Genomic DNA, 25202 nt, shown 5'->3' on the forward strand with positions numbered 1-25202 from the left:
GTTGAGAGACTTCCAGTTACCACTGGTTCACCTCCACTGCTGTGGAGAACTCTCGGGCCACCTTATAGCCCGGGTCGGTGAGAATCCGGGTGCACACAGGACCCGCGGCTGGTGGCATGATGTGAAAGCACCCCGCGTCCTTTGTCGACGCGTAAGGGTGCTGCGGCGCTGGAACGAGGAGGTTCATGGGCGGCAACGACTTCGATTTGGCGACCGAGAAGTGGATTCCGGTCTCCTGGGTCAACCCGGGCTCAGCCCTTCCTGAGCGAGTGGGACTGCGGACCTTGTTCACTCGTGCGAGTGAAATCTCGGGATTTCATGCTCCGCTTGCTCCTGCGGGCGCCGGCCTGATGCGAGTCCTGTCGGTTCTGACTGCACGAATCACCGGGCTCGACGTCATCGACTCGAAGCGGGAGTGGCAGCGCCGGCGACTCGACCTCCTCTCCGGCACGAGGACTGGATTCGATCCGGCCGCCGTCGACCGGGCTCTCGGTGCAGCGGTGAGCCTCTCGCTGTTCGGGGAGCGTCCGTTCCTCCAAGACCCGCGCTTGGCCTCCGAGTGCAAGTCGACCTCGGGGGTCGGCAAGTTCGCCTGGACCCGAGTCGCCGGAGCGAACCAGGTGTTCCTCTCCCACGACCGCGACGACTCGCCGCAGCCCGTGCCCGCGGCCGAAGCCGTGTGGCATCTGCTCGCGTGGATGTACTACGGCCCCTCGGGCCGGTGCACTGCGCGGGCCGTCGGTGCGATGGACAAGGCCGACACCGGTGCCGGCCCGCTGCGCCGCACGCTCTCCGTCCATCCGTGGGGGGCGAACCTCTTCGAGACGCTGCTGCTCAACCAGGTGTACCTGCCGCCGGATCCGGATCGGTCCGGCGCATCGATCTGGGAAGCGGACCTGCACGACCCGCTCGCGTTGCCCCCGGAGGGATCCGGCATCGGCTGGCGGCTGGCCAACCGGTTCCGCCACGGAGCCCTCCTCGTCCCCGACGAGTCCGTCGAGCACGTCGTGGACGCGTATCTGACGTGGGCATGGCGCAGCGCGCACCCTCCCGCCGATGATCCGTATGTGCCGTACCAGGTCAACCCGAAGACCGGGGACCGCTACCCGCGCTATGCCGAAGCCGATCGGGCGATCTGGCGCGATCTGGACGCGCTGGTCCTCAAGGTTCCGGCCGAGAAGTCGGTCACGCACCCGCAGGTCATCGTCGATCTCAAAGCCCGCCCCAGCCTTCCCGGGGAAGTGTTGCGGCGGTTGCGGATCCGCGCGTTCGGCTACGAGCAGGACGGCCAGACCCGCGACAAGGCGTACTTCGAGACCACCACGCCTCCGGTGCTGACCGCTCTGGAGGACCACAAACTGGAAGTCCGCATCGAGAACGCCCATCACGCCGGCGACGAGGTCGGTCGGCATCTCCAACGAACCTTGAACGCCGCGTGGACCGATCTCGCCGGCAAGCCGAAAAAGGAAGCCTCCTGGACAGGACCGGCCATGGCCCGGTACTGGTCGCGAGCCGGCCAATCGTTCTGGGACATGGTCTTCGACACGGGCGCGCTCCCCTCGCTTCCGAACGCCTTCATCAGGATCGCGACCGACGTCTTCGACCGCGCCACCGAGGTCTACGCGGTCAGCCCCAGCGCGATCACCAAACTCGAGACCCATCGGGCCCGCCTGTTCCGCGGCTGGCGAAAGGAACTCAAAGCCCATGACGGCACCAACGACCACGACGCCTCCGCCGTCCCGCACGCAGCGAGCGTGGCGGGCGGTGGCGGCACTGACCCAGGACACCAAGAGGAGCAATGGTGAGCTGATCCCGGCCGTCCTCAAGCAGCCCGGACCCCGCGCGACCCTCAAACGCTGCCTCGGGCAACGCCCCGACAGCCCCGCCTGGGATCACGCGTGGGGGCACCTCATCGACTACCTGCCCGAGCAGGCGGTTCCCGACGACTGCTTCTCGGGCTCAGCGGTGGCCGACGAGCAGCGCGCGTTCGTCACCGTGGCCGCCATGATCTGCGCCCAACCGCCCACGGCACGCGCCAAGGATCTGGAGATCGGACCCGACGGGAATCGAGCGCGAAACCTCGGTTCCGCCCTCGCCGTCGGTGTCGGAGAACGCAATATATCCAATCAGGATGCCGGGCTGCATCGGCTGATCCTGCTCAGCCGCCAGAACGTCGACGGCATCCACCGCCTGCTTCCCAGGACCGTCCAGCACCTGCGCGGCGCCTTGGTGCCCCTGGACTGGGTCCGCCTCATCACCGACCTCGCCGACTGGCGCCGTCGGCGCCGAAGCATCGCCAAGTGGTGGATCCAGGACTACCACCGGAACCTCAACCGCATCAAGGCCGCCAAGCTCAGCAACGACCCGAACGCCGAAAGCGAGACGACGTGAACCAGCCCCGATTCCTCGACCTCCACGCTCTCCAGACGCTGCCGTTCTCCAACCCGAACAGGGACGAGGAGGGCAATCCGAAGACGGTGGTGTTCGGCGGAGCCGAACGCACCCGCATCTCCAGCCAGTCCTGGAAGCGGCGCATCCGCCTGGACGTCGAGGCCGAACTCGGGGATCCTGCCGTGCGCACCCGCCGGGTGGTCCGCGGCGTCGCCGAGCGACTCCACAACGCCCACGACTGGCCGATCGAGGAGGCCGAGGCGGCCGGGCGCCAGGTCGCCCGTTCGACCGGCGCCAAAGGCATCAACCTCGAGAAGAGCAAGGACGAGAAGAACGAGGAGATCCTGACGACCTCGGTGCTGCTCTTCCTGCCCGAAGCCGGCCTCGACGAGCTCACGGCGATCGCCGCCGCGCATCGCGACGCGATCGTCGAGGAGGAGGCCAAGCCCGAGAAGAAGCGCAAGGGCATCCTGCCCTCAGATGAGATCGCGGCGGTCCTCGGCTCGCGCAACGGCACGATCAACCTGTTCGGGCGCATGCTCGCCGAACTACCTGGAGCTAATGTGGACGGTGCCGTCCAGATGGCCCATGCCTTCACCGTGCACGAGACCTCGCCGGAGTTCGACTTCTTCTCGGCCGTGGACGACATCGAGCAGCGGGCGGGCATCCCCGGCTCCGGGCACATCAGCACCGCCCTGTTCACGGCCGGCACCTTCTACCGGTACGCCAACATCGACCTCGACGGGCTCTTGCGCAACCTCGGCGGCGACCGCACCGCGGCGGCGGAGTTGATCACTTCCTTTGCGCAGGCGTTCATCCGCACCGTTCCCACCGGGAAGGACCGGCCGACCGCCCCGATGACCGCCCCGGACCTCGTCCATCTCGCCGTTCGCTCCGACCGGCCCGTTTCCCTTGCCGCCGCGTTCGAACGGCCCGTCCGCGCCGTCGATGACGGCCACCTGGGCCGAGCCGTGGACACATTGGACGACTATGCCGGTCGCATCACCAAGCTCCTCGGCGCATCGCGGCGGACCTGGGCCGGCCACGCCCAGGTGCTCGACCAGGACCTCAAGAGCCTCGGTGACGCTGCCGACTCCTTTGACGACCTCGTCGACGCCGCGGTCGCCCAGCTCATTCCGAGCGAGTAGTCGTGGACGCTCTGATCCTCCGCCTCGCCGGACCGATGCAGGCATGGGGCGAGCGCGGCACCTTCGGGGAGAAGGACACTGCCGACTTCCCGACCCGCTCCGGCCTGCTCGGACTCATCGCCTGCGCCGCCGGGATCCGCCGAGGCGAGCCGCTCGGGGCACTGACCGAGCTGGACTTCACCGTGCGCATCGACCGGCCGGGCGTGCGCATGATCGACTTTCACACCGTCGGCGGGGGCTACCCGCGCAAGCGCGGGATCCCCACTGCTGAAGGCAAACGCAAGGATTCGGCGATCATCACCCGGCGCCACTACCTGGCCGACGCGGTCTTCACCGTCGCCTGCACAGGGCCCTCCCATGCTCTCGACCTCGCTCAGGGCGCACTCGAATCGCCCCGGTGGCAGCCTTTCCTCGGGCGTCGTTCATGCCCGCCTGAGCAGCCGATGTTCCTGGGACGCATGGCAGACGCCGATTTCGCGCTGAAGACCGCCCCGCTCCCGCAGCGGTCCGGACAGGGGCCGGACGGGGCACGTGTGGACTTCGTGCGCACCGCCAGCGCCAGCGACCTCGACGCTTGGAGCGAGATGTTCGACGACTGCGACTCGTTCCCGCAGGGCGACCGCAACTACCGGAGCCGACCGATCGTCCGGACCACCGAACACCTGCCGGACGCACGCGCCTGCAACGGGACCGGAGACCTGCTCATCGCGTTGGGCGACTTCATGGGCCGGAGCGAAACATGAGCCCCTGGTTGACCCGCCTCGTCCTCGACCCCCGGCACCGCTCGACCCGCACGCTTTTGGCCGATGGCGGCCGCCAGCACGCGTGGCTCATGCATTTGGCTCCCGAGAGCCTGGGCGATCATCCGCGCCGGGCCGCGGGCCTGCTCTTTCGCGTGGAAGGAGGCTCTCGCGACGTGAGGGTCCTGGTGCAGACCACCGACGAACCGCGCCTGGACACCCTGCCGATGGACGGGGTCCTCCAAGCGGCGACCCGCTCGCTCGCCGCCCAACTCGAGTCGATCCACTCTGGAACGACGATCCGGTACCGGATCGTCGCCAACCCCACCAAACGCTGGGGCAACAGCGCGCCGAAGAAGGAGATGATCGGGAAGCTCCACACGTTCCGCGGCCCGGCGGCCGTCGGCTGGTGGACCGAGCGCGCCCCCGCGGCGGGACTTGCGATCCTGTCCGCCGACTGGCGGCCTTTGCCCGACACGATCGTCAAAGGACGCGGCCATCATTCCCGCGCCCAGTTCGACGGCTTGGCGACGGTCTCCGACCCCGACGCGGTACGCGAGACGATTCGCGGCGGCCTGGGCCGATCCCGAAGCTACGGTTGCGGATTGCTCAGTGTCGCCCTTGTCGGCGACGCGGGTCGAGGGGGCCGGGAGTGACCGATCCGAGGAAGATGCTCGGCGCCCCCGCCTTGGCGATGCTTCCGCGCGTCGCAGACAGCCTCTCGTTCCTCTACCTGGAGACGGTCCGCATCGTCCAAGACGACACCGGTGTCTGCGCACAGGTCGAGCGCTCCGGCCGGATCGACCGGGTCTACCTGCCCGTTGCAGCTATTGCTTGTGTCCTTATGGGACCGGGAACCTCGATCACCCAGCCGGCCATGGCGACGCTTGCACGCCACAACACCACGGTGCTGTTCACCGGCGCCGGCGGCATTCGGATGTACGCGGCGAGCCAGTCGAGTGCGTTGTCCACGGGATGGCTGGAGAAGCAGGCCCGCGCTTGGGCGGATGACGTGACTCGCCTGGAGGTCGCCCAGCGCATGTTCAGCCTCCGCTTCGGTGTGGCCGTGGAGGCGGAGACCGGTCTGGCGCAACTGCGTGGCCTCGAAGGCGCACGCATGAAGTCCTTGTACCGCAGCCTGGCCGACCGCCATGGCATCCGAGGGTTCAGGCGCAACTACGACCCGCATGATTGGGATGCGCAAAGCCCGGTGAACCAGGCGCTGTCCTCCGCGAACACCGCGCTGTACGGCGTGTGCCATGCGGCGATTTTCGGCCTTGGATGCTCGCCCGCACTCGAATTCGTGCACAGCGGTAAGCAGCACGCGTTCGTCTACGATGTCGCCGATCTTTACAAGGCGAAGCACACGGTTCCACTTGCCTTCTCGCTCCAGCGGTCTCCGAATCCGCAACGGGAGGCCCGCAGGCGGCTGCGCGAGGAGTTCCGTGCTTTCAAGTTGCTTCCGCAGATTGTGAAGGACTTGCAGTGGCTGCTGGACCCTGAGAACGCTGACGGGCCTGAGCTGGTGAATCCGCAGTTGGTGCACTTGTGGGATCCGGAGGTCGGAGAGGTCGCTGCGGGGGTCAACCATGCCGATGATGAACCGGACTGGTGATTCATGGCCAATCTTGTCGTCATCTCGACTACGGCGGTGCCGGAGCATGTTCGGGGCGCTCTTACCCGATGGATGGTTGAGCCGACGCCGGGTTTTTATGTTGGGACGTTGTCCGCGAGGGTCAGGGACGAACTGTGGGAGGCGGTGAGCGGCTCGGTGGGGGAGGGGGCGGCGAGTTGCGTCTACCCGCATGTGGAGCGGGAGCAACGGTTCGTGATCCGGACGGCGGGCACGCGCCGCCGCAGAGTTGTGGACTTCGATGGTCTTCAGCTCATCCAGTTCGAAGCAGAAAACGAACAAGAGCCGAAGTAAACTCCCAGTTCAGGGAGTCTGCTCTCCACGCACGTGGAGGTGCTCCGTAATGCAACGTCCGCATCGCCCCCGTCTCCACCTGCTCTCCACGCACGTGGAGGTGCTCCGCCGGAACTTGCAGCGGACGCGACTACGATTTCCTGCTCTCCACGCACGTGGAGGTGCTCCGTAGGTCAGGCACCACCCGATCTGTGGATCGACCTGGTCTCCACGCACGTGGAGGTGCTCCGTGATGGTCGGCCGACTCGGGGCCCTCGACGAGCTGGTCTCCACGCACGTGGAGGTGCTCCGCGACCGGGCGCGACTACCGGCTCCCCGGCGGGCTGGTCTCCACGCACGTGGAGGTGCTCCGTTAGTGGGCGGTGGCCAGTCGCAGGCGGCGCTCTGGTCTCCACGCACGTGGAGGTGCTCCGCGGTCCATGACCGCAACTGCCTGCCGCGCCAGCTGGTCTCCACGCACGTGGAGGTGCTCCGCCCTGCGCCCCGGGATCCCGTACTCCCGTAATCTGCTCTCCACGCACGTGGAGGTGCTCCGAGCCTCCAGCTGGCCCGCCCAGCGGGCCTGGTCTGCTCTCCACGCATGTGGAGGCGCTTCTGGCAGGAACTCTGGGCCCAGCAGGGGCCGGTGGCTGCGCTCAACCTACGTGGTTGACCCAACGTGGCTGGGTTGGACATGGTTGCGGGCTTGGGGGAATATCGGGGTGCGTGGATGACCGGGGTGGTCTTCGCAGGTTGGGCGCCGAAGAATAGGGAGAGTGCTGATGTCCTTTGGGAACTCCTTGGTTGATCTGATCTTGCTTCTTCTTCAGGGGCGCCGGTGGTGGGCCGGATCGGGTTGATCCGATCTATTGCGTTGCGGGGCATGTTGTTGGTGCGCAGCGAGGTTTATCGGCCCTGAGTTTTCGTGTATTCGTTGGAGTTGGGTTGTTTTTGCGGTGTTTTGAGCGCTGGCATTGTTGTTTTTAAGGGCGGGCTCAGGGCTGGGTTTCTGCCCGCTTTATTCGGTGCCGCCTGGGTTCTTTCGGTGTTCTGTCAACCGGTTGGGGGACAACCTGGTTCCCTCCTTTGGTCGTCGCGGTCGGGGCTCTTGCGGTTCAGGCTTGGGGTATGGATGAATCAGTTATCCGCGTGCGTGGTTTGCGCAAAATGTATGGGTCCACTGCCGCAGTCGCCGGGCTTGATCTTGAGGTTTTTCGGGGTGAGACCCTTGCGGTCTTGGGGCCCAATGGGGCCGGCAAGTCCACTACCGTGCAGATTCTCTCGGCTCAGCTTCCTCGCGATGGCGGCTCCGTATCCGTGCTCGGGACCGATCCCGCTCGGGCCGACCGGCGGTTTCGGGCCCGGTTGGGGATCGTCTCGCAGGCCGCGAATGATCTGCTCGAACTTACGGTTGGGGAGGTTGTCCGGCATTTCGCCGGGTACTACCCGCGTCCTCGTGATCCTGAGCAGGTGATCGCCGAGGTCGGCCTGGTCGGGCAGGCTCGGCGGAAGCTTCGGCAGCTTTCCGGGGGACAGCGCCGCCGTGTCGATGTCGCCCTTGGGGTCGTCGGCAATCCCGAGGTGCTGTTCCTCGACGAACCGACGACCGGGTTCGATCCCGAAGCGCGGCATCAGTTCTGGGGCCTCATTCGGAAGCTGGCGTCCGATGGGACCTCGGTCCTGCTCACCACCCATTACCTCGACGAGGCCGAAGCACTCGCCGATCGCATTGCGGTCATTGCGGATGGGAGGATTCGGGCCTCTGGGACCGTCTCCGAGCTTGTCGATGACCGGGAGGTCGTCGTCTCCTGGGACGGTGGTTCCGCAACCACCGCTTCGCCTGTCGGTTTCATCAATGAGTTGAGTGCCGGCTTCGGTGGAGAGGTGCCCGGTCTCACGGTCGGGCGTCCGTCGCTTGAGGATATTTATCTCCGGCTCATCGGGCAGGAGATCTCGTCGTGACCATGCCCCATGCGTTGGTCCTCGGTGTTTCCAGGGGTTCCATCGAACTCAAGCAGTTCTTCCGCGAGCGCAGCTCGGTGGTTTTCACGTTCGCCTTCCCTGCGGTGCTTCTGTTCTTGCTGGGTTCGGTCTTCGATCAGAGTGCCGGTCTAGGGAGCGTCGGCGGCGGGCAGGTGCTCACCGCCAGCTTCGCCGCCGCCGGGATCGTGTCCACCTCGTTCGTCAACCTCGGCACCGCCATCGCCGTCGAGCGTGATGACGGCACCCTCAAGCGGCTCCGCTCGCTCCCCATGCCTCCGGTCTCTTTCTTCTTGGGCAAGATCGTCCTCGTGGTGGTCGCCAGCATCGCCGAACTTGTTCTGCTGCTGGCCATCGGCGTGCTGATGTTCGATGTGACGCTGCCGAGCGGCCTGGGCTCCTGGATCACCATGGCGTGGCTCTTCGTCCTCGGGGTCACCTCCTGTTCGCTCCTCGGCATCGCCGCCTCCAGCCTGGCGCGCAGCGCCCGCAGCGCCGGGGCGATGACCACGCTTCCCTACACCGTCCTGCTCTTCATCTCCGGTGTCTATGTCCCCCTTGGTAACGTGCCCGACTGGATGGCCTCCATCGGCGCCGTCTTCCCCGTCAAATGGCTCGCCCAGGGCTTCCGCGCCGCCCTCCTGCCCGACCACATGGCCGCCCAAGAGCCCGTCGGCCAATGGGAGCTGGGCAGGACCGCCCTCATCCTGGCACTGTGGTGTCTTGGAGGATTGCTGCTGTGCCTGACCACTTTTCGCTGGCGGAGCAGCCTCACCCGATGAGGCAGCACGCTTGGAGCCGGAACTTCCGCTACTGGGAGTGCTTTTTTGCGGTGTCTATTGTGGTCGTCAGCGTGTTGGTCTGGCGCGCCGCCGACTTGGCCGGTGCCCTTTCGGCATCGGGCTGGATCGCCGCCCTGGTGCTCTGGTACCTGGTCCTCGGCCGCCGCATCATCACCGCCGGCTTCACCGGCCGCCAGACCGATTCCCGGATCGTCCACCTCTACCGGCTCGGCGTGCTCGCCCTGTTCATCCCGTTGGGGCTCAGCGAGAGCGAAAGTCTCGCCCTGCTCATCCCGATCATTGCGCACCTGTACTGGCTCGTGCCCTGGCGGCCGACCGTCCCCGTGATGGTGGCGCTCAACTTCGTTCCGGTCCTCGTGCGCGCCATCGAAGGCGAGCCGGTGTTGCAGGCCGTCCCCGCCTGCACCGTCGCTGCGATCCTGTCGGTCGCCTTCGGCACGTTCATCCACCGCATCATCGACCAGAGCGTCGACCGCTACGAACTCATCGAAGAGCTCAAGGCGAGCCGCGCCGAGGTCGAACGCCTCTCCCATGAGGCCGGGGTCGCCTCCGAGCGCCGTCGCCTGTCCGCCGAGCTCCACGACACCGTCACCCAGGGTCTGAGCAGCATTGTCATGCTCTCCCAGGCCGTGCGGGCCTCCAAGGACGCAGGTCAACGCGGGGAGCACCTCGACCTCATCGAGCAGACCGCCCGCGCGAACCTGGCCGAGACCAGGGCGATGGTCGAGACGTTGGCCACCGACGACGCCCCAGAGGTCCGCGCCGATACCGCCCTCGCCGAGCTGGCCGAGGCGGCCGGCGCGGGATTCGAGGTGGACGGCGAGCCTCGGCATCTCGCGCCCGCCACGGCGGTCGCCCTGGTACGCGCCGTGCAGGAGCTGTTGCGCAATGTGGACAAACACGCCTCGGGGGCTCTGGTGCGGATGCGGGTGCAGTACCGGGAATCTGAGGTGGTCGTTCTGGTTTCGGATGACGGGCCCGGCTTCGATCCCTCGGTGCCGTCCTCGGGGTTCGGCCTCGTCGGGACCCGGAACCGGATCGTCGGTCTCGGCGGCGGGTTCGCGGTGGAGTCGGCCCCCGGCCAAGGCGCCATGGTGCGGCTGGAGGTGCCCGCATGATCCGCGTGATGCTCGTGGACGACCACCCCGTGGTGCGATCCGGCCTGCGCGGGATGCTCGCCGGTGAACCCGATATCGAGGTCGTCGGCGAGGCCGGCTCCGGCGACGAGGCCCAGGTGACCGCCCCGGATCTCGCTCCCGACGTGATCCTCATGGACCTGCGCATGCCCGGCGGCGACGGCGTCACCGCCACGAAGCACTTGGCGCGCACGGCGAACGTAGTCGTGCTGACCACCTACGAGACCGACGCCGACATCATCCGCGCCGTCGCCGCCGGCGCAGTCGGCTACCTGCTCAAGGACGCGCCCATCGCCGAACTCGTGAAGGCCATCCGCTCGGCCTCGCGCGGAGAGACGGTCCTCGCCCCGACGGTCGCCGCCAGGCTGGTCGGCGCCGTGCGATCGCCTCGCGGACAAGGCCTCTCCGAGCGCGAACTCGAAGTGCTGCGCCTCGTCGCGGACGGCGCCTCGAACGCCGACATCGGCAAACGACTCCACATCAGCGAGGCCACGGTGAAGACGCACCTTCTGCGCACCTATCAGAAGCTCGGCGTCAACGACCGCACGGCCGCAGTGACCTCCGCCATCCGACGCGGGCTTCTCGAGCTTTAGGTCGCAATCCCAGGGGGATTGATCGCCTTTCGCGCCAATGCCGGACGCCTAGCCGGCTTGCGCCCACGGATCCGCCCTCCATGCCTTCCACACTCCGTCGTCCGCGGTCACCACCACGTCATCGGTGATGAACACCAGCGAACCCGGCAGGCACACGCAGTCTCCCGTCTTCAGCGAATAGCCCACGACGCCACCGCAATCCGAGTCCACCGCCGTCCGGTCCAGCACCCACAGCGTCGCCCCGCGCGCCCACATCAGCTCGCCCGCCTTCGCCGTCCAGCGCTTCTCGTGCGACCACACGCCCCACACCGCGAGGTCTGCCGAATCCGGGTCGCTCGTCACGATGGAATCGTCCACAAGCAGTTGCGCCGCAGACGGTTCCGGCACCGTCCATTGCAGCTCCCCGCTCCGCGCCCAGACCACCGACGCCGCCTGGCCCAACGTCGCCGGGAAGAGGTCGTCCGCGCCTTCCAACGTCGGCAGCGGCAGGCACCTGTCGGCGCTGTCCGCCGGGGTGTCGATGAACCGTTCCCAGCGCAATTCGGCGGACGAGATGTCGTAGGTCGCGACCCGAGCCTCGCAACGGCCCTCCGTCACGAAGGTGCTCCGCTTGTGCAGGATCAAGAGTCCGCCGTTGACCTGCGCGCTCTCCACCCCGCTGTAGTCGAACTCGCTCACCGACTCCCCGGTGTCGGCCGCGTAGACCCGCAGGCGATCGGTCGAGCCCGTCTCGGTGTCCTCATAGGAATGGATCAGCACGTAATCCGATGGGAGCGGCCCTCCCCAGGGGCTGCCGTACGGGATCTCCGACCGCACAGGGACGGAACGGTCCTCCAGCCAGGTCATCCATCGCGAGCGCCCGGTTCGCGGGTGCACCGCCTCCATCAGGCAAGAGCCGGTCGCCCCGTTCGCCGTTCGCTCGCAGCCGACGCTGATGATCATCCCGTCGATCGTGCCCACCGGCCACCGATCCCAGCTCCGCCAGATCTCCCGCCCCGTAGCGATGTCGATCCCGGTCAGCAAACCGGTGTTCCACGGCTGGTCACTGGGATAGCTGGAGGAGAGCACGATCGTGTCGCCGATGACGGACGCCTTCGGGATCGTCTGCGAGTCGAGGTAGTTCGACCAGCGCACCTCGCCGTCGACCTCCAAGCGGAGGTTGAACCGGTCGAGCACGAGCAGGCCCGCGTCGACCATCATCACCCCGCTCCCCGACTCCAGCGCCGGGTAAGTCCACAGAGGATCGTCCAAGGGCCCGAATCCCACGGTCGCCTGGCCGAGGTGCTCCCGCGCCGGGTGCAGGCCGAGTTCGTCCCGCGAGGCCCCCAACCCGATCACGCACACCACCAAGGCGATCGCGATCGTTCGTGCCATCGCCCTCGACGGCGGCCAGACCGAGTTCGCGACGACGGGCTCGGCGACGGATACCGGGACGGCCGGCACTTCCGGGGTCGTCGCGGGAATCTCGGCTCGCGCCTCAGCGACCTTCGCCGGCTCCGCTTCCGGCCGGGCCGCTTCCGGCGGCAGGTCGAGTCCCGGGTCCTCGCGCAGGATGTCGACGTACAGCTCCCGGAGCGATCGGTCCGGTTCGATGCCGAGTTCGTCCGCGAGCCTCTCGCCCAGCTCGGTGTACACCCGCAGCGCCGCGGCGCAGTCGCCCGAACGGTACAGCGCGAGCATCAGATGGCCGCTGAGACGCTGGCGGTACGGGTGCTCGGCCGCGAGCGACCGCACCTCGCCCACCATCTCCCTGTGCAGCCCCAGCGCGAGCTCCGCCTCGTAGAGGTCCTCGAACGCGGCGAGCCGCTCCTCCTCCATGCCGAGCGCCGCCGTGCTGATCAGCTCGCTGTCGAGCCCGGCCAGCACCGGCCCCCGCCAGCGTTCGAGCGCCCGCCGCAGCAGGCGACGGGTCGCGACGTGATCGGCGGCCGCCTTCGCCTCGGCGACCTCACCGCGGAAGCCGTTCCAGTCGGTCGCGTCCGTCCGGAGCCGGTACCCGTCCCCCGACCGCTCGATCGGATCGGCCTCGGCCAGGTTCCTCCGCACGGCCGCAACGATGTTCCGCACCTGGCGCCGCGCGGTCGCGGGCGGCTCGCCGCCCCAGAGCGCCTCGATGAGCCGCTGCATCGACACCGTGCGGCCCTCCTCCAACAGCAGCACCGCCAGTGCCTTCCGCTGCTGCACACCGCTGATGGGCACCACGCGGTCCTCGTGCCGTACTTCGAGTGCGCCCAGGATTCGAAACTCCACTGCGGCGATGCCTCCCGATGGCTTTTGACCCAGGAAATCCTGCGCTCAGGGTATCGAAAACCACGCTCATGCAGGTCCCGTGCACGCTCCGTGCACGAGTTCCGGCGGCCCTCGGATCCCCTGGTCGCACACGCTGCGTGCGCGAACCGTGCCGAACGCGTGCCGGTCGGGGACATGCTTCCGAGAGTTCACCCCTGCATCGGCGTCGCAGCGACTCCGGATCGGAATCCCCAGGGGCCGAACCGAATCAGAGGAGAAACCACATGCGCAAACGCATCCTGTACATGTTCGCCGCTATGGTCGCGGCGCTCTCGCTGGCCGGGGCCGCGGCGGCCCCGGCGGTCGCCGTCGGCAGCGACGACGCGGCCGATTTCACCGCGGAGGCGATCGCCTCCGGTCTCACCGCGGACCAGGCCGCCGACCTGCAAGATCGCGTCGACGAAGTGCTGGAGGGCATCCCCGGCGGCACGCAGATCTCCGCCACCGAGATCAGCTACGACGGCCTCGACGTCACCGTCGACCCGCTGTACACCGGGTCGGACTTCTCGACCGCGGCCATCAGCTGCACCTACGAGTACTTCTGCATCGAAGTGCGGGGCACGAGGTTCAACTTCTGGGAGTGCAAGACCTGGGCTCTGACGGACTGGTGGGGCCTTTCGCCCTTCAACAACAACCAGACGAAGGACACGGTCGCCAGGGCCTGGGACCAGTACGGGAACGAGGTGTTCCGGAGCGTGGCACCGGACAGTGGTGTTGTCAACACCGTCACATGGTGGAGCTTCCGCCCCTGCTGAGCGAGGTCGCCGACACGCACTGCGGTGCTTGGGGAAGGGCCTCCGTCTGAGGCCTGCGCGGATGCGGCCGTGAACCGAACGTTCGCTCGCACGCTGCGGGGGCACTGCCCGATCGGGCAGTGCCCCCGCAGTCCTCATGTCTCCGGGCGCGTGTTCACCCGGATTCCGCTGCCGGTCAGGGAGTGTGGATGTCCGGCCGCGGGTAGGTGGTCACGTCGCTGCCGATGTAGAAGCTCGGGTGCGGCGGCTGGTTGTAGGCGGTGTTCTGCCAGGCGATGGCGACCCGGTATTGCACGTCGTGCATGAGGGTGGCGATGCGCAGGTTCGTCTGGTGCGGGGTGGCGTAGATCCGCAGTGCGGAGTCGTTGCTGGTGCGCCAGATGACCTCTTCGCGCCAGTCGCCGAACAGGTCGGCCGACAGGCCCGGTGTGGCCTTGGTGCCATTGTTGGAGGCCACGCCCGAGCCCGACAGGAGTGTCCCCGAGGGGTACTTGGTGATCTGGGTGCCGTCGAGCAGCTCCCGCTCACCGTCACCGTCCCACCAGGACAGGAAGTTCGCCGAAGCGGGCTTCGAGCCGATGTTTTGCCCCGAGGAGTTCAGCAGGCCCGAGACGGCCGAGGACCAGTATTCGGCGCCCGGGTTGGACGCGGACACGTTCGCGGCCACGCCGCGCCCGTTGTCACCGCTGGGGCTGGTCTGGAACAGGATCGAGCCGTTCCCACTGTTGAGGTGTGAAGAGGGCTTGCTGCCGTCCTCGTGCACCATGAAGACCTCTTGGCCGGGACGGCTCGGGTCGAAGTCGCTGACGTGGAGGGCGTCGCCGTGGCCGAAGCCGGTGTTCCACAGGGCCTGTCCGTTGGAGCCGACGGCCATGGCGCCGTAGACGATGTCCTGGCGGCCGTCGTGCCGTAGTTGTCGCCCCAACTGGAGACGTTGCCGCGCGGCGGGTTGTAGTCCACAGTGTCCATAGCTGCGCCGGTCTGCCCGTTGAAGATGGTCAGGTATTCGGGCCCGGCGAGGACGTAGCCGCTGCTGTTGCGGTGGTCGACGCCGGAGTTGCCGATGACCTGTCCGGTGCCGGAGACGGTGGCGTCGGCGGTCTTCATCGCGATCTCGGCGCGGCCGTCGCCGTCGTAGTCGAACACCTGGAACTGGGTGTAGTGCGCCCCGGCCCTGATGTTGCGGCCCAAGTCGATCCGCCACAACTGGGTGCCGTCGAGTTCGTAGGCGTCGATGTAGACGTTGCCGGTGTGGCCGGACTGCGAATTGTCCTTCGCGTTGGACGGGTCCCACTTGACGAGGTACTCGTACTGCCCGTCGCCGTCGAGGTCCCCGACGCTCATGTCGTTGGCCGAGTACGTGTACGACACACCATCCGGAGTCCGCCGGTGTCGAGGTAGTTCGTCGCGCCGGTCAGCGGCGAGCTGTTGAGCAGGGTCCCGTTGCGGTACACGTTGAACGCGGTGTCAGAGGAATCAGTGCCGAGCAGCCGCCACGAGACGAGGTTCCCCCCACCGGACGGCACCACCGTGACACCGCGCGTCAGCGCTTCGACCTGGTAGCGGCCGTCGCCGCCCTGGCCGGGCTCTCCTGTCGGCTCCTCGGTGGGGTCCTCGGTCGGATCATCAGTCGGCTCGTCGGTCGGTTCGTCCGTGGGCTCGTCCGAGGTCGGGTCCTCGGTCGGCCCGGCCGAGCCGTCGCAGGCTTCTCCGTTGAGGGTGAACGAGGTCGGGGCCGGGTTCGAGGAGTTCCACGTCCCGTTGAATCCGAACTCGACGCTCGCGCCGGTGTTCAGGCTCGCGTTGTAGCCCACGTCCGTGGCGGTCACGGTCGAGCCGGACTGCGTGAGGTCGGCGTTCCAGTAGTTCGTCACCTGCTGCCCCGCGCTGAAGCTCCAGCCGACCGTCCAGGCGGAGACCGGGTTGCCGAGGTTGGTCGCCTTGACGCTGGCCGTATAGCCGCCGGGCCATTCGTTCTGCACGGTGTAGGTGACTTCGCAGCCGGTGGCGGCTTGGGCGGCGACGTTCGCGACCGCCGGTACGGCGACGGCCACCAGACTGGCCGCCGCGAGCACCGACAGGCTTCGCAGCCGCCGATTTCGGGATTTACGCATGATCGCTCCGCGTGTTCGTGAGGGTGGATTCCGTCGAGGCCGACGGAGGAGCGCCGCCGTGGGCATGCCGGGGCTTCACGGTGCGCTTGCATCGAGACATCAAGCTGAATCGATTCAATTGTAGTTCAAAGTATAGACACAGTTCGATTTAAGCGCAATAGGATGGGAGCGTTCGGCAATTGCTGGGCGGCTTGCCGTATCCGGGTGCGAGACGACTGCATACGTCGCTGGGACACTGCCCGACAGGCAGTGCCCCAGCGGTCGTCAACATGCGTTCGCGGGCGACTACGTGACCACTCCGACTTCCCAGCACTGCTCGCCGTCGACGAAGACGCTTGCGGTGCTAGGAAGCTCGCCGTTGCCGGTGAAGCCGATCCGTACGGAGTCGCCGGTGTGGACGCTGCCGTTCCAGGCCGCGTTGGTGACCGTGACCGTCGAGCCGGTCTGCGTCCACTCGCCGTTCCACAGAGCGGTGATGACGGTGCCCTCGGGCAGGGTGAACTCGATCCGCCATTCGCTCGCGTCGGCGGCGAGCGGGAGAATCTCGATCTCGGCGAGGAACCCGCCGCCCCACCACTGGTCGGCGGTGAGGGCGTAGCGGCAGTGCGGCTCCGGGCCGGGCCCGTTGTCCTCGGCCGGGGTGACGGTCTCGACCGGACCGCAGCGATCGGGCCAGGTCGAGCCGTCTGCGCGCCGTTCGAGGCAGACCGCGACGGTGACCGACTCGATCTCGGACTCGGCCGAGAGATCGAACTCGTACAGCGGGAACTCGGGGCCGTCGGACACGGCGAACGGCTCGATGTGCTCGGCGAGCGGCCCGCCGTCGCCGTACGCAATGAACTCGACCTGCCGGTCGGAGTTGATGATCGGCGCGCAGGGATCGCCGGGATTGCTGTTGTTGAAGATCGACTTCCAGACGGTGACGCTCACGGTCGTCGGCTCGGGGACGTCCAGCGGCCAGCGAACCGTGCCGCCTGAGTAGAAGATCGTGCAGTTGTCCTCGCCGTCGTCACTGGCGACGAAACCCCCTGTGCCGGGTGCGGGGAGTTCGTCGGCGGCGGCAGGGGTGGCGGGAAGCGTGAGCAGCAGGCCCGCGCCCACGGCGAGCGCGGTACGCAAGATCGATGAAGGGCGAAGTGGCATAGAGGCTCCGATTCGGTTGGGGTGCTCGACCGGTCGCTTCAGGGGCGGGATCGCCAATGCGCGTTCGATTTGGGATGTCTGCGCGGTTTCGCCCTCAAGCGGAAAGGCCGGATGCCGTTCAGTCCCTCCACTATAGCCAATATATAGATAGATGTCAGTGTCTACGGGCTCGGTTCAGGAGGCCTCGGACCGGCTTCGACCGCAAGGTGCGGAACGTGAACGCGGTCAGGCGCCGTAGTGGGCCTGCTGCATTATCTCGGGGGTTTTGCCGTGCAGGGCTTTGTAAGCCGACACGATCTCCTCCTTGACCTCTTCTCCCGCATGGAGGCGCACGAGGAGGGGCACCAGCCAGTGCAGCTCCGCCGCGTCGAATTCCTGCGCGAAGACCGGGCTCAGCCCGGTCTCCGATTCGTCGAGCACTCGGGCGAGCGCGACCTGGCCGCCCGCGTTCACGGCATGGGGGCCGACCGAGAACGAGACACGGGAGTCCGCGCCGGCCGGATGCACCGCCACTTCGACCGGGTGCGGATAGGGACCGGGCCCCGTGCGCGCGACGACGAGAAAGGGCAGGGTGGCGGGCTTCTTCTTGGCCATTCGCCGATTCAATCACGCACTCCGCAGGCATTGCGGTCGAGTTTCACGCCGTGGCCGGTGATGCTCGTCCCGAATTGCCCTTCCGCCTTGCGCGCATCGTCGATACGCTGCTGCCGTGAACGATGACGTCTATCGGTACAACGAGGCCCGCTGGGAGGCCCTGGTGGCGAGGGACGCCTTGTTCACCCGCCCGATGCTCGACCTGGACGTGGCGAAGGCGCGGGCGTATCTGGGCCTGAACCGGCTGGGCATCCCCGGTGATCTGTTGGGGCGCAAGGTGCTCTGCCTCGCGGGCGGCGGCGGGCAGCAGTCGGCCGCCTTCGCGCTGCTCGGGGCCGAGGTGACAGTCCTCGACATCTCCTCGAGCCAGCTCTCGCGAGACCGCGTAGCGGCGGAGCACTACGGGGTCGAGATCCGCACGGTCCAGGGGGACATGCGGGACCTGTCGGTCCTGCACGGCTCCGCGTTCGACCTCGTCTGGCATCCGTATTCGCTGACGTTCGTCCCGGATTCCCGCGTGGTCTTCCGCGAGGTCGCGAAGGTCATCGGTGCCGGTGGCCACTACTACCTGATGTGCGCCAACCCCAGTTTCTCCGGGCTCACGCACCATGCGTGGAACGGGGAGGGTTACGTGCTGCGACAGCCCTATGTGGACGAGGCCGTGGTCAGCTACCCGGATCAGGACTGGGTTTACGAGCAGTCGGCGCACGGCCAGCCCATCCGCGAGCCCGTGGAGTACCGGCAGACCCTGGGCCGGATCGTCAACAGCCTCATCGGGGAAGGCTTCACCCTGACCTTCCTGTCGGAGAAGCAGAGCAAAGTGGACGCCAGTCCCGGTGCCGAGGCCCCCGCGCCGGGCGGCTGGGAGCACTTCACTTCGGTGGCGCCGCCTTGGCTGGAGTTCGTCTGGCGATACTGACTCGGTGCCCCGCAGGGGAGCCTTGCGGGGCGCGCGAGATGCCGGATCACTTGATGTCGGATCGTTCGCGCCGGGGTGACTTGAAGGGCCATTGAGTAAGGGGTCTGCGGCCATGCCGCAGACCCCTTACCCTTATCGAATGCATTTCGATCGGTATTCAGATTGCTTGGGGTGCAACGGTGTTCGAGAAAGTTCTGGACACAACTGCCTCATTGGTTGACAGTGCGGGGATTCTTGAGTCATCATCGGACATACGCCAGATTTTCACTACTGGTGGTCCACATGCTTACGTCTCGAACGGAGAAACTTACGAGGCATCCAGCTCGTATCGACCTTTATATATAGGTCAGAATGTAAAACGCCGCCCGGTGGTGCTCCATCGCCAAACAGATCCCACCGGGCGGCCCAACACAAGAAGGAGACCTTCCGTGTCGTCTACGACGATACGCTATTCGGGCGTACCTGAAAACAACCATTCCCGCGACTCCGCCGGGAACCTCAACACCGACTCGACCGCCTACACCGGTCCCGTCCCGACCAGGGGGACCGGTCGCGATCCTGCCTTCCAGGCCCGGCGCGAGCAGCGTCCCGAGCCCGCTTCCCGCGACGGCGACCTGACCGCGCGCTTCCGCCGAGCGGCCGAGACGCGGTTCGTGCCCGGGTTCAGCCCGGGCAAGGCCGGTCCGACCTCGGACGATCCGCGCCACAACCGGGTCTACCCGCACCCGAGGAATCCGGGGCTTTCCGATGAGCCGGACGGGTTCTACGACTGGGCCGGCCGCCGCCTGTTCCTCAACGACGGGTCACCGGACCCGCTGACCCCGGGCGCGTACCGGTACCAGACGCGGCCCGACCTGTGCGACCTCGACGCGCCCGAGACCGACCCGGCCTCGCCGCGCTACGAGCCCGATCACCTGCGGCACAAGGAGGGCGACGACTGGGTGATCGACTGGCGTCGGCCGTACGATCCGCTCGACCCGGGCCCGTTCGGCTCGCCGGGATGGTTCCCGGACCTGCGGACCGGCCGCCACCGCCGCGACGAGCTTCCCGACCCGATCCCTTGGTGGGAGGTGGAGGAGGAGCCCACGAAGGCGGGGTGGGCCGAGCACGTCGAAGCGCTGGTGGAGCGCCGCGAACGGCTGTCGGCCGAACGCGCCGAACGGGACCGGGGCCGGGGCCGCGATGGCGACGGTTACGGGGAACGGGAACGCGGTCGTGACGGCGAAGGAGGTCGCGAGCGTGGCCGTGGCGGCCATGGGGGTCACGAGAGTGGTCATGGCGGGAGTCGCGAACACGGTCGTGGCGACGACGGGAGTCGGGAAAGCGTTAGCGACGGCGACGGCAGTCGCGAGCGCAGTCGTGACGGCGATGAGAACGGCGGCCGTGGCGGGGGCCGTGGTGGGAGCCGTGGCGAGGGCGCCGGCTCCTCTGATGGCGAACGCGTCTGGCAGGGCGGCCCCGGTCGGAGCGGCCCGAGGCCGAGCGCCGGTGAGGGCCGGGATGGCCGCCGTTCCTACGGCGGGCCTTCGGGTCTGCCGATCACGCCCGACCGCCCGTCGCCGGACACGCCCCGCCGTTCTCGGACCGGGCCCGAGAGCTGGGAAGCGGAGTGCGAGGCGGCGTCCGGAACCGCAAGAGAGGAGACCACAGTGGAGTTGTACGAAGAGCCGCACCGGTTCTCGAAGCTGCGCGAGGACGCCTGGGATCAGTTCCTGATCAAGTCGGCCGACCTCGCCGCCGCGCACCAGATGAGAAGGACGGCGTTCGACCGCGAGTGCGGACCGATCGTGGCGCTGTGGATTCGGGTGGTGCGCTGGGTGATAGCACTGGTCCGAGGAACAGTCACGGCCCAGGCATCGGGAGGAGTGGGCCCGAGAAGCGTCGGGCAAGCGGGGCTCGGGGCAGGAGCAAGTGCCGAGACCATGGCGCTCGGAGACGAGGCGGGAGCCGGGGCTGGGGCTCGGGCCGGAGTTAGGGCCGGAGCCGGAGCCGAGTCGGGAGTCAGGGCTGGGGCCATGGCGATCGGGGCCAAGGCGGGAGCTGAGACCGGTGCCGGAGTTGGGTCCGGGGCTGTGGCTCGCGTCGGAGCCGACACGGGAGCCGGGACCGCAGCTGAGGCCGGGACTGGTTCGGAGGCAGCAGCAAAGGCCGGAGCCAAGCTCTGGGCCGTGGCCAAGGTTGGTGCCGGGGCTAGGGCTTTCGAGGCTGAGGCGGAAGCCAAGACCGGAGTCGGAGACCGGTCTGGGACAGCGAAAACGGCCGGAGCCGGAGCTGCGGCAGGAGCTAGGGCCGGGGTTATGGCGAGTGCCGGGGCCGGGGCCGGGTTGAAACCAGAGACAAAGGCCGGAGCCAAGCCCGGGACCAGGGCCGAGGGCAGCGCCGGGACCGAGGCGGGAGCTAGGACCGGAGCCGGGACAGAGAAAGAGGCCGGAGTCAAGGTCGGAGCTGGAGCTGGAGCTGGAGCTGGGCGCGTGGCTGCGGTCGGGGCCGACATGGGAGTCAAGAGCAGGACCGAAGTTGGGACCGGAGCCAGCGCCGGCGCAGAGGCAAGAGCAAGGGCCGAAGCCAATGTCGCAGCCGGAGTCAGGTCCGGAGCCGTGGCTCGCGCCGGTACCGAAAGGGGAGCCGGGACCGAGGTCGGAGCTAGGGCTGGGGCCGGGATCGTGGCAGGCGTCGGAGGCGAAGCGGGAGCCAGGACTGGGGCCATGGCCATCACGGCCGAGGTGGGTGCCAGGCTCGGGGCCGGAGATAGTGCCGGCACGGAACCAGAAGCAAAGGCAGGAGCCACGCTCGGAGCTGCGGCCATGGCTCGCGGGGCCGAAGCGGAAGCCAGGGCCGGAGTCCGAGCCCGGGCCAGGGCCAGGACCGGGGCAGCGGACGAGGCCGGAGACAAGGCCGGTGCCGGAGCCGGAGCTGAAGCCAGTGCCGGGGTGGGGCCAAAGGCCGGAGTCAGGGCTGGGGCCATGGCTCGCGGTGAGGTCGAAGCGGGAGCCAGAACGGGAGTCGAAGCTAGAGCTGGAGCGAGTGCCGGGGCCTTGGCTACGAGTGGGACCGAAGTGGGCACCAGGACCGGAGCCGGGATCAGTGCCGGGATCAGGGTCGGGTCGGCAGTAACGGCAAAGGTCGGAACAGGGGCTGAGGTCGGAGTTGTGGCCGGGACTGCGGCCAACATCGGGGGCGAAGCCGGGGCCGGAGTCGCGGCTCGCGGTGGGGCCGAAGTCAGCGCCGGACCCGGGGTTGAGGCCATGGCTGTCGGGGCCGGGGCCGGAGCTAAGTCCGGAGCCGGAGACCGGGTCGGGGTAGAGCCAATCGCCGGAGTCAGGGTCGGAGCCAAGGCGGAGGAAGGAGCTAAGGCCGGGGTCGCGGCTTTGGCGGTCGGGCCGGAACCAGAGGCAGAGGCCGGAACAGGGGCCGGGGCCGAAGTGCGCGCCGGGACCGTGGTTGTCGGGGCCGAAGTGCGCGCCGGAATCATGGCTTTCGGGGCCGAAGCGGAAGTTAGGACCGCAGACAGGGCCGGGGCAGCGACAACGGTCGGGGCCAAGCTCGGGGCCGGGGCGAAGGTCAGCGCCGAGGCTCGAGCTATCGGGGCTATCGGTGCTGAAGCGAGCACGAGGACTGGAGCCGGGGTAAAAGCGGAGGCGAAGGCCGGAGCCAAGATCGCAGCCGGAGTTAGGGCTGGAGCCGAGGCCGGAACTTGGGCCGGAGCGGAGGCTGGAACTTGGCCCGAAGTGGAAGCCAGAGATGCGGTCTGGGCCAGAACGGGCGCTGAGGTCGGGGCTGCCTCCGGTGCCGGTGTGGATGCGGGTGCGGGTGAGGGCGCGGCGATTCTTATTGCCCGGGGAACCTACCTTGCGGCCAAGCCCGGCACCTCACCCGCCCCTCTCACCTCACTCGCCTCCCGCGCCGCCAAATTCGCTCGGGCGCTTCGCGGCGCGCAGCGGGCGCGGGCCGAGATTGCCGGGCACTTGGGGTTCGCGGACGGCGCACCTACCAGGTCAGTAACCGCGAACTTCGTCTCCGGCGTCCCCGAAACCACCACCCGAGGCGACCGCCGAGGCTTCGCCGACCGCCTCACCGGAGGTGCGGCATGGGCATAGGACGTCTTGCACCACAACGTATGCGCGCTCGATATGCCCGAGCGCTCGCGGAGATCCCGCTGCCGGTCCGATCGTTCGCGGGGATCGACCCGTGCGCGCTGACCGTCCTCGGCGAGACCGAAATCGCCGATCGGCGGCTGCGGTTCGGCGTGCTCGTCGGCACGCCGCGCCTGTGGATCGCCCTCGCGGAGAGCGATTCGGGCGTGAGCCCCGAAGGTTCGGTCGCGCTGTCGGTCCCTTCCGTGCTCGGCTATCTGACCGGGCTCGACTCCGGCGCGCCCGAACTGCACATCACCGAACTGGACGAGCTCGACTGGTCGCGAAAACCCGGTCGAGCAGCGCAGATCAAACGCGAGGCGATGACCGTCTGGCGGTCCGCCCAACGAGAATGCGAGGGGTGAGCGGCGATGCCGGACAACAAGACCGCAGCAGCGCGAGCCGAAACCGACTCCGGTACCGAGGCCGGTGCGGATGGCCGCACCGGAGTCGGTGCCGGAGCCGAGACCGATATCGGCCGGGACCTCGACACGGGTCCCGAGCCGGATCGCACTCTGGATCACGGCTCTGACCGCGGCCTGAGCCCAGATGGCAGTCCGGATCACGGCCCAGATCCCGGTCCGGACCGCGACCTGGATCGCGGCCCGAATCGTGGCTTGGACCCCGGTCTGGGCCGCGACCCTGCCTTCGTGCCCGGCGCTCAACGCGGGCGGGAGGCGACCACGGCGCTCTACCGCGCCCATGCGTCCGCCCGTCTGCGCGGCGACTCGGAGGCGGCGCGCCGCCTGGCCGAGCGGATCGGGGACGGGCAGCGCATGACGCACTACCTGTTCATCATGTGCCTGTTCGCGCAGGCCGTGATCGACCACTACGGCGCGAAGCCCGATCCCGACGACCTCGCGCTGCTGACGAAGCGATTGCACGACAGGCACTTCCGAAACGATCCGGCGTTCAACGCGCTGCACGCGGAGGCGCTGATCCGGTCCATCGACGGGGAATCGGTCTTCCTGACCGAGATCCCGTACGGGGAGCAGACCGGCTACATGTGGGCCGTCATGGGCGAACTGGTCGATCCGAGCAGCAGCGACGCCGAGCTGGAGGAGCGCTTCGCGGAGGCGGAGGTGCTGCGGTCCGACTGGGTGACCGAGGCGTTCACGAACCCGTATTTTCGATCGTCGGAGTCGGAGTCGGAGTCGGAGTCGGAGTCGGAGTCGGAGTCGAAGCTGGGGCCGGAGCCGGAGCCGGAGCCGGAGCCGGGGCCGGTGTTGGGGTCTGGGGCGAAATCGGGGCCGGGATCGGGGTCGAACTCGGAGCCGAAGTCGGGGCCGGGGCCGGAGTCGGGGCCGGAGCTGGTGTCGGGGTCTGGAGCGAAGTCGAGGCCGGGATCGGACTCGGAGTCGGGATCGGAGCCGGAGCCGGAGCCGGAGTCGGGGCCGGAGTTGAAGCCGGTGCCGGGACCGGAGTTGGGGTCGGGATCTGAGCCGGGGTCGGGGCAGGAGCCGGGGTCGGAGTCGGGGCCGGGATCGGGATCGGGATCAGGGTCAGGCTCGGGGTCGAAGCTGGACTCGGACTCGGACTCGGACTCGGACTCGGACTCGGACTCGAGGTCGGGGCCGTGGCCGTGGCCGGAGCCGGAGCCGGAGTCGGGACCGGGATCGAATTCGGAGCCGGAGTCGGAGCGGGGATCGAAGCCGGTGCCGGAGTTGAAGCCGGGACCGGAGTCGGGGCAGGACCCGGGGTCGGGGTCGGACTCGAAGCCAGGGTCGAAGCCAGGGTCGAAGCCGGGTCCGGTATCGGTGCCGGAGTCGGGACCGGGATCGAAGCCGGTGTCGGTGTCGAAGTCGAAGTCGAAGCCGAAGCCGGGGTCGGGGTCGAAGCCGGGGCCAGAGTTGGGGTCGGGGCCGGAGCCGGTGTCGGTGAGGGGGTCGGGATCGAAGCCGGGTCCGAGATCGGGGTCGGGGTCGAAGCCGGAGCCGGAGCTGGAGCTGGAGTCGGGGTCTGGGTCTGGGTCGAGGCTGGAACCGGGGTCGGGGTCGGGGTCGGGGCCGGGATCGGGATCAGGGTCGGGCTCGGGGTCCAAGCCGGGGCCGGACTCGGACTCGGAGTCGAGGCCGGGGTCGGGGTCGGGGTCTGGGGCGAGGTCGGGGCCGGACTCGGAGTTGAAGCCGGGGCCGGGACCGGAGTTGGGGTCGGGATCTGAGCCGGGATCGGGCTCGGGGTCGGACTCGGGGCCGGGGCCGGAGTCGAAGTCGGGGCAGCGGAAGAGACCGGAGACAAGGTCGGAGCCGGAGCCGGAGCCGGAGCCGGAGCCGGAGCCGGAGCCGGAGCCGGAATCGGGATCAGGGTCGGGCTCGGGGTCGAAGCTGGGGCCGGACTCGGACTCGGACTCGGACTCGGAGTCGAGGTTGGGGCCGTGGCCGTGGCCGTGGCCGTGGCCGGGGTCGGGGTCGGAGTCGAGGTCGGGGCCGGGGCCGGACTCGGGATCGGAGCCAGAGTTGGGGCCGGAGTCGGGGCCGGGATCGTGGTCAGGGCTTGAACCCGAACCCGAACCCGAACCGGAGGCCGGGGTCAAAGTTGGGGTCAAGGGCCGGGGCTGC

General features: G+C 68.3%; 18 protein-coding genes, 1 pseudogene and 1 CRISPR repeat array. Of the genes and pseudogenes, 14 read left to right on the forward strand and 5 right to left on the reverse strand.

Translation table 11 applies throughout. From position 1 onward, the window contains the following. Positions 1 to 185: 185 nt before the first annotated feature. The 11 genes from casA to IF12_RS0100795 all read left to right on the forward strand — a co-directional run bounded on the left by casA (position 186) and on the right by IF12_RS0100795 (position 10697). A complete protein-coding gene (casA, locus tag IF12_RS22460; RefSeq protein ID WP_081912836.1) occupies positions 186 to 1805 on the forward strand; it encodes a type I-E CRISPR-associated protein Cse1/CasA in 1620 nt (539 codons plus the stop codon). Next, positions 1765 to 2391 (forward strand): type I-E CRISPR-associated protein Cse2/CasB, encoded by a 627-nt coding sequence (gene casB / locus IF12_RS0100750; protein WP_030144358.1) that lies wholly within the window; start codon positions 1765 to 1767, stop codon positions 2389 to 2391. Before casA ends, casB begins: the two co-directional genes overlap by 41 nt. Beyond that, positions 2388 to 3539: a type I-E CRISPR-associated protein Cas7/Cse4/CasC gene (cas7e, locus tag IF12_RS0100755; RefSeq protein WP_030144359.1), complete on the forward strand. Its 1152-nt coding sequence runs from the start codon at positions 2388 to 2390 to the stop codon at positions 3537 to 3539. Before casB ends, cas7e begins: the two co-directional genes overlap by 4 nt. Before the next feature lie 2 nt (positions 3540 to 3541). Continuing rightward, a complete protein-coding gene (gene cas5e, locus IF12_RS0100760) occupies positions 3542 to 4282 on the forward strand; it encodes a type I-E CRISPR-associated protein Cas5/CasD (protein ID WP_051703801.1) in 741 nt (246 codons plus the stop codon). Next, a complete protein-coding gene (cas6e, locus tag IF12_RS0100765) occupies positions 4279 to 4935 on the forward strand; it encodes a type I-E CRISPR-associated protein Cas6/Cse3/CasE (protein WP_030144361.1) in 657 nt (218 codons plus the stop codon). Before cas5e ends, cas6e begins: the two co-directional genes overlap by 4 nt. A gap of 14 nt (positions 4936 to 4949) precedes the next feature. After that, complete coding sequence (gene cas1e / locus IF12_RS0100770) at positions 4950 to 5894, forward strand: type I-E CRISPR-associated endonuclease Cas1e (protein WP_030144362.1); 945 nt, start codon at positions 4950 to 4952, stop codon at positions 5892 to 5894. A 3-nt stretch (positions 5895 to 5897) separates the two neighbouring features. Beyond that, positions 5898 to 6206: a type I-E CRISPR-associated endoribonuclease Cas2e gene (gene cas2e, locus IF12_RS0100775; protein ID WP_030144363.1), complete on the forward strand. Its 309-nt coding sequence runs from the start codon at positions 5898 to 5900 to the stop codon at positions 6204 to 6206. Positions 6207 to 6224: 18 nt separating this feature from the next. After that, a CRISPR array of direct repeats spans positions 6225 to 6802; the repeat unit is 29 nt; unit sequence CTGGTCTCCACGCACGTGGAGGTGCTCCG. A 511-nt stretch (positions 6803 to 7313) separates the two neighbouring features. Beyond that, the gene (locus IF12_RS0100780) at positions 7314 to 8147 is read left to right on the forward strand and encodes an ABC transporter ATP-binding protein (RefSeq protein ID WP_030144364.1); all 834 of its coding nucleotides are present in this window, start codon (positions 7314 to 7316) and stop codon (positions 8145 to 8147) included. A gap of 2 nt (positions 8148 to 8149) precedes the next feature. Next, positions 8150 to 8947, forward strand: coding sequence for an ABC transporter permease (locus IF12_RS0100785; protein WP_030144365.1), 798 nt, complete (start codon positions 8150 to 8152; stop codon positions 8945 to 8947). Next, positions 8944 to 10086, forward strand: coding sequence for a sensor histidine kinase (locus tag IF12_RS23595; protein WP_166659555.1), 1143 nt, complete (start codon positions 8944 to 8946; stop codon positions 10084 to 10086). Before IF12_RS0100785 ends, IF12_RS23595 begins: the two co-directional genes overlap by 4 nt. After that, a complete protein-coding gene (locus tag IF12_RS0100795) occupies positions 10083 to 10697 on the forward strand; it encodes a response regulator transcription factor (RefSeq protein ID WP_030144367.1) in 615 nt (204 codons plus the stop codon). The genes IF12_RS23595 and IF12_RS0100795 overlap by 4 nt, the downstream gene beginning before the upstream one ends. Positions 10698 to 10745: 48 nt before the next feature. Here the strand turns inward: IF12_RS0100795 and IF12_RS23600 are convergent, their stop codons facing one another. After that, the gene (locus IF12_RS23600; protein WP_081912844.1) at positions 10746 to 12947 is read right to left on the reverse strand and encodes a BTAD domain-containing putative transcriptional regulator; all 2202 of its coding nucleotides are present in this window, start codon (positions 12945 to 12947) and stop codon (positions 10746 to 10748) included. A 263-nt stretch (positions 12948 to 13210) separates the two neighbouring features. Between IF12_RS23600 and IF12_RS0100805 the strand changes: the two genes are divergently transcribed. Further along, complete coding sequence (locus IF12_RS0100805) at positions 13211 to 13741, forward strand: hypothetical protein (RefSeq protein ID WP_030144369.1); 531 nt, start codon at positions 13211 to 13213, stop codon at positions 13739 to 13741. Positions 13742 to 13916: 175 nt separating this feature from the next. Here IF12_RS0100805 and IF12_RS27105 read toward each other — a convergent pair. From IF12_RS27105 to IF12_RS0100825, 3 genes and pseudogenes are all read right to left on the reverse strand, one after another. After that, positions 13917 to 15855: pseudogene (locus IF12_RS27105) on the reverse strand (cellulose binding domain-containing protein). Between the two features lie 285 nt (positions 15856 to 16140). Next, the gene (locus IF12_RS23605; RefSeq protein ID WP_081912847.1) at positions 16141 to 16998 is read right to left on the reverse strand and encodes a cellulose binding domain-containing protein; all 858 of its coding nucleotides are present in this window, start codon (positions 16996 to 16998) and stop codon (positions 16141 to 16143) included. A gap of 225 nt (positions 16999 to 17223) precedes the next feature. Continuing rightward, positions 17224 to 17592: a hypothetical protein gene (locus tag IF12_RS0100825; protein ID WP_030144373.1), complete on the reverse strand. Its 369-nt coding sequence runs from the start codon at positions 17590 to 17592 to the stop codon at positions 17224 to 17226. A gap of 115 nt (positions 17593 to 17707) precedes the next feature. Between IF12_RS0100825 and IF12_RS23610 the strand changes: the two genes are divergently transcribed. Both IF12_RS23610 and IF12_RS0100840 read left to right on the forward strand, forming a co-directional pair. Beyond that, complete coding sequence (locus tag IF12_RS23610) at positions 17708 to 18511, forward strand: class I SAM-dependent methyltransferase (protein WP_051703805.1); 804 nt, start codon at positions 17708 to 17710, stop codon at positions 18509 to 18511. Positions 18512 to 22628: 4117 nt separating this feature from the next. Then, positions 22629 to 23009 carry a hypothetical protein gene (locus IF12_RS0100840; RefSeq protein ID WP_030144375.1) on the forward strand — a complete coding sequence of 127 codons (381 nt, stop codon included), beginning with the start codon at positions 22629 to 22631 and terminating at the stop codon, positions 23007 to 23009. A 635-nt stretch (positions 23010 to 23644) separates the two neighbouring features. On the opposite strand, the gene IF12_RS25350 is transcribed toward IF12_RS0100840, so the two are convergent. Continuing rightward, positions 23645 to 25189 (reverse strand): hypothetical protein, encoded by a 1545-nt coding sequence (locus tag IF12_RS25350; RefSeq protein ID WP_156036788.1) that lies wholly within the window; start codon positions 25187 to 25189, stop codon positions 23645 to 23647. Between the last annotated feature and the right edge of the window lie 13 nt (positions 25190 to 25202).

The organism is Glycomyces sp. NRRL B-16210 (assembly GCF_000719515.1).
GTDB lineage: Bacteria > Actinomycetota > Actinomycetes > Mycobacteriales > Micromonosporaceae > Glycomyces.

Bases quoted from the DNA above. Each gene is read 5' to 3' on its own strand.
- casA (WP_081912836.1), top strand. From the start codon at position 186: ATGGGCGGCAACGACTTCGATTTGGCGACCGAGAAGTGGATTCCGGTC.
- cas6e (WP_030144361.1), top strand. From the start codon at position 4,279: ATGAGCCCCTGGTTGACCCGCCTCGTCCTCGACCCCCGGCACCGCTCG.
- cas1e (WP_030144362.1), top strand. From the start codon at position 4,950: ATGCTCGGCGCCCCCGCCTTGGCGATGCTTCCGCGCGTCGCAGACAGC.
- cas2e (WP_030144363.1), top strand. From the start codon at position 5,898: ATGGCCAATCTTGTCGTCATCTCGACTACGGCGGTGCCGGAGCATGTT.
- IF12_RS0100780 (WP_030144364.1), top strand. From the start codon at position 7,314: ATGGATGAATCAGTTATCCGCGTGCGTGGTTTGCGCAAAATGTATGGG.
- IF12_RS0100785 (WP_030144365.1), top strand. From the start codon at position 8,150: ATGCCCCATGCGTTGGTCCTCGGTGTTTCCAGGGGTTCCATCGAACTC.
- IF12_RS23595 (WP_166659555.1), top strand. From the start codon at position 8,944: ATGAGGCAGCACGCTTGGAGCCGGAACTTCCGCTACTGGGAGTGCTTT.
- IF12_RS0100795 (WP_030144367.1), top strand. From the start codon at position 10,083: ATGATCCGCGTGATGCTCGTGGACGACCACCCCGTGGTGCGATCCGGC.
- IF12_RS0100805 (WP_030144369.1), top strand. From the start codon at position 13,211: ATGCGCAAACGCATCCTGTACATGTTCGCCGCTATGGTCGCGGCGCTC.
- IF12_RS23605 (WP_081912847.1), bottom strand. From the start codon at position 16,998: ATGCCACTTCGCCCTTCATCGATCTTGCGTACCGCGCTCGCCGTGGGC.
- IF12_RS0100825 (WP_030144373.1), bottom strand. From the start codon at position 17,592: ATGGCCAAGAAGAAGCCCGCCACCCTGCCCTTTCTCGTCGTCGCGCGC.
- IF12_RS0100840 (WP_030144375.1), top strand. From the start codon at position 22,629: ATGCGCGCTCGATATGCCCGAGCGCTCGCGGAGATCCCGCTGCCGGTC.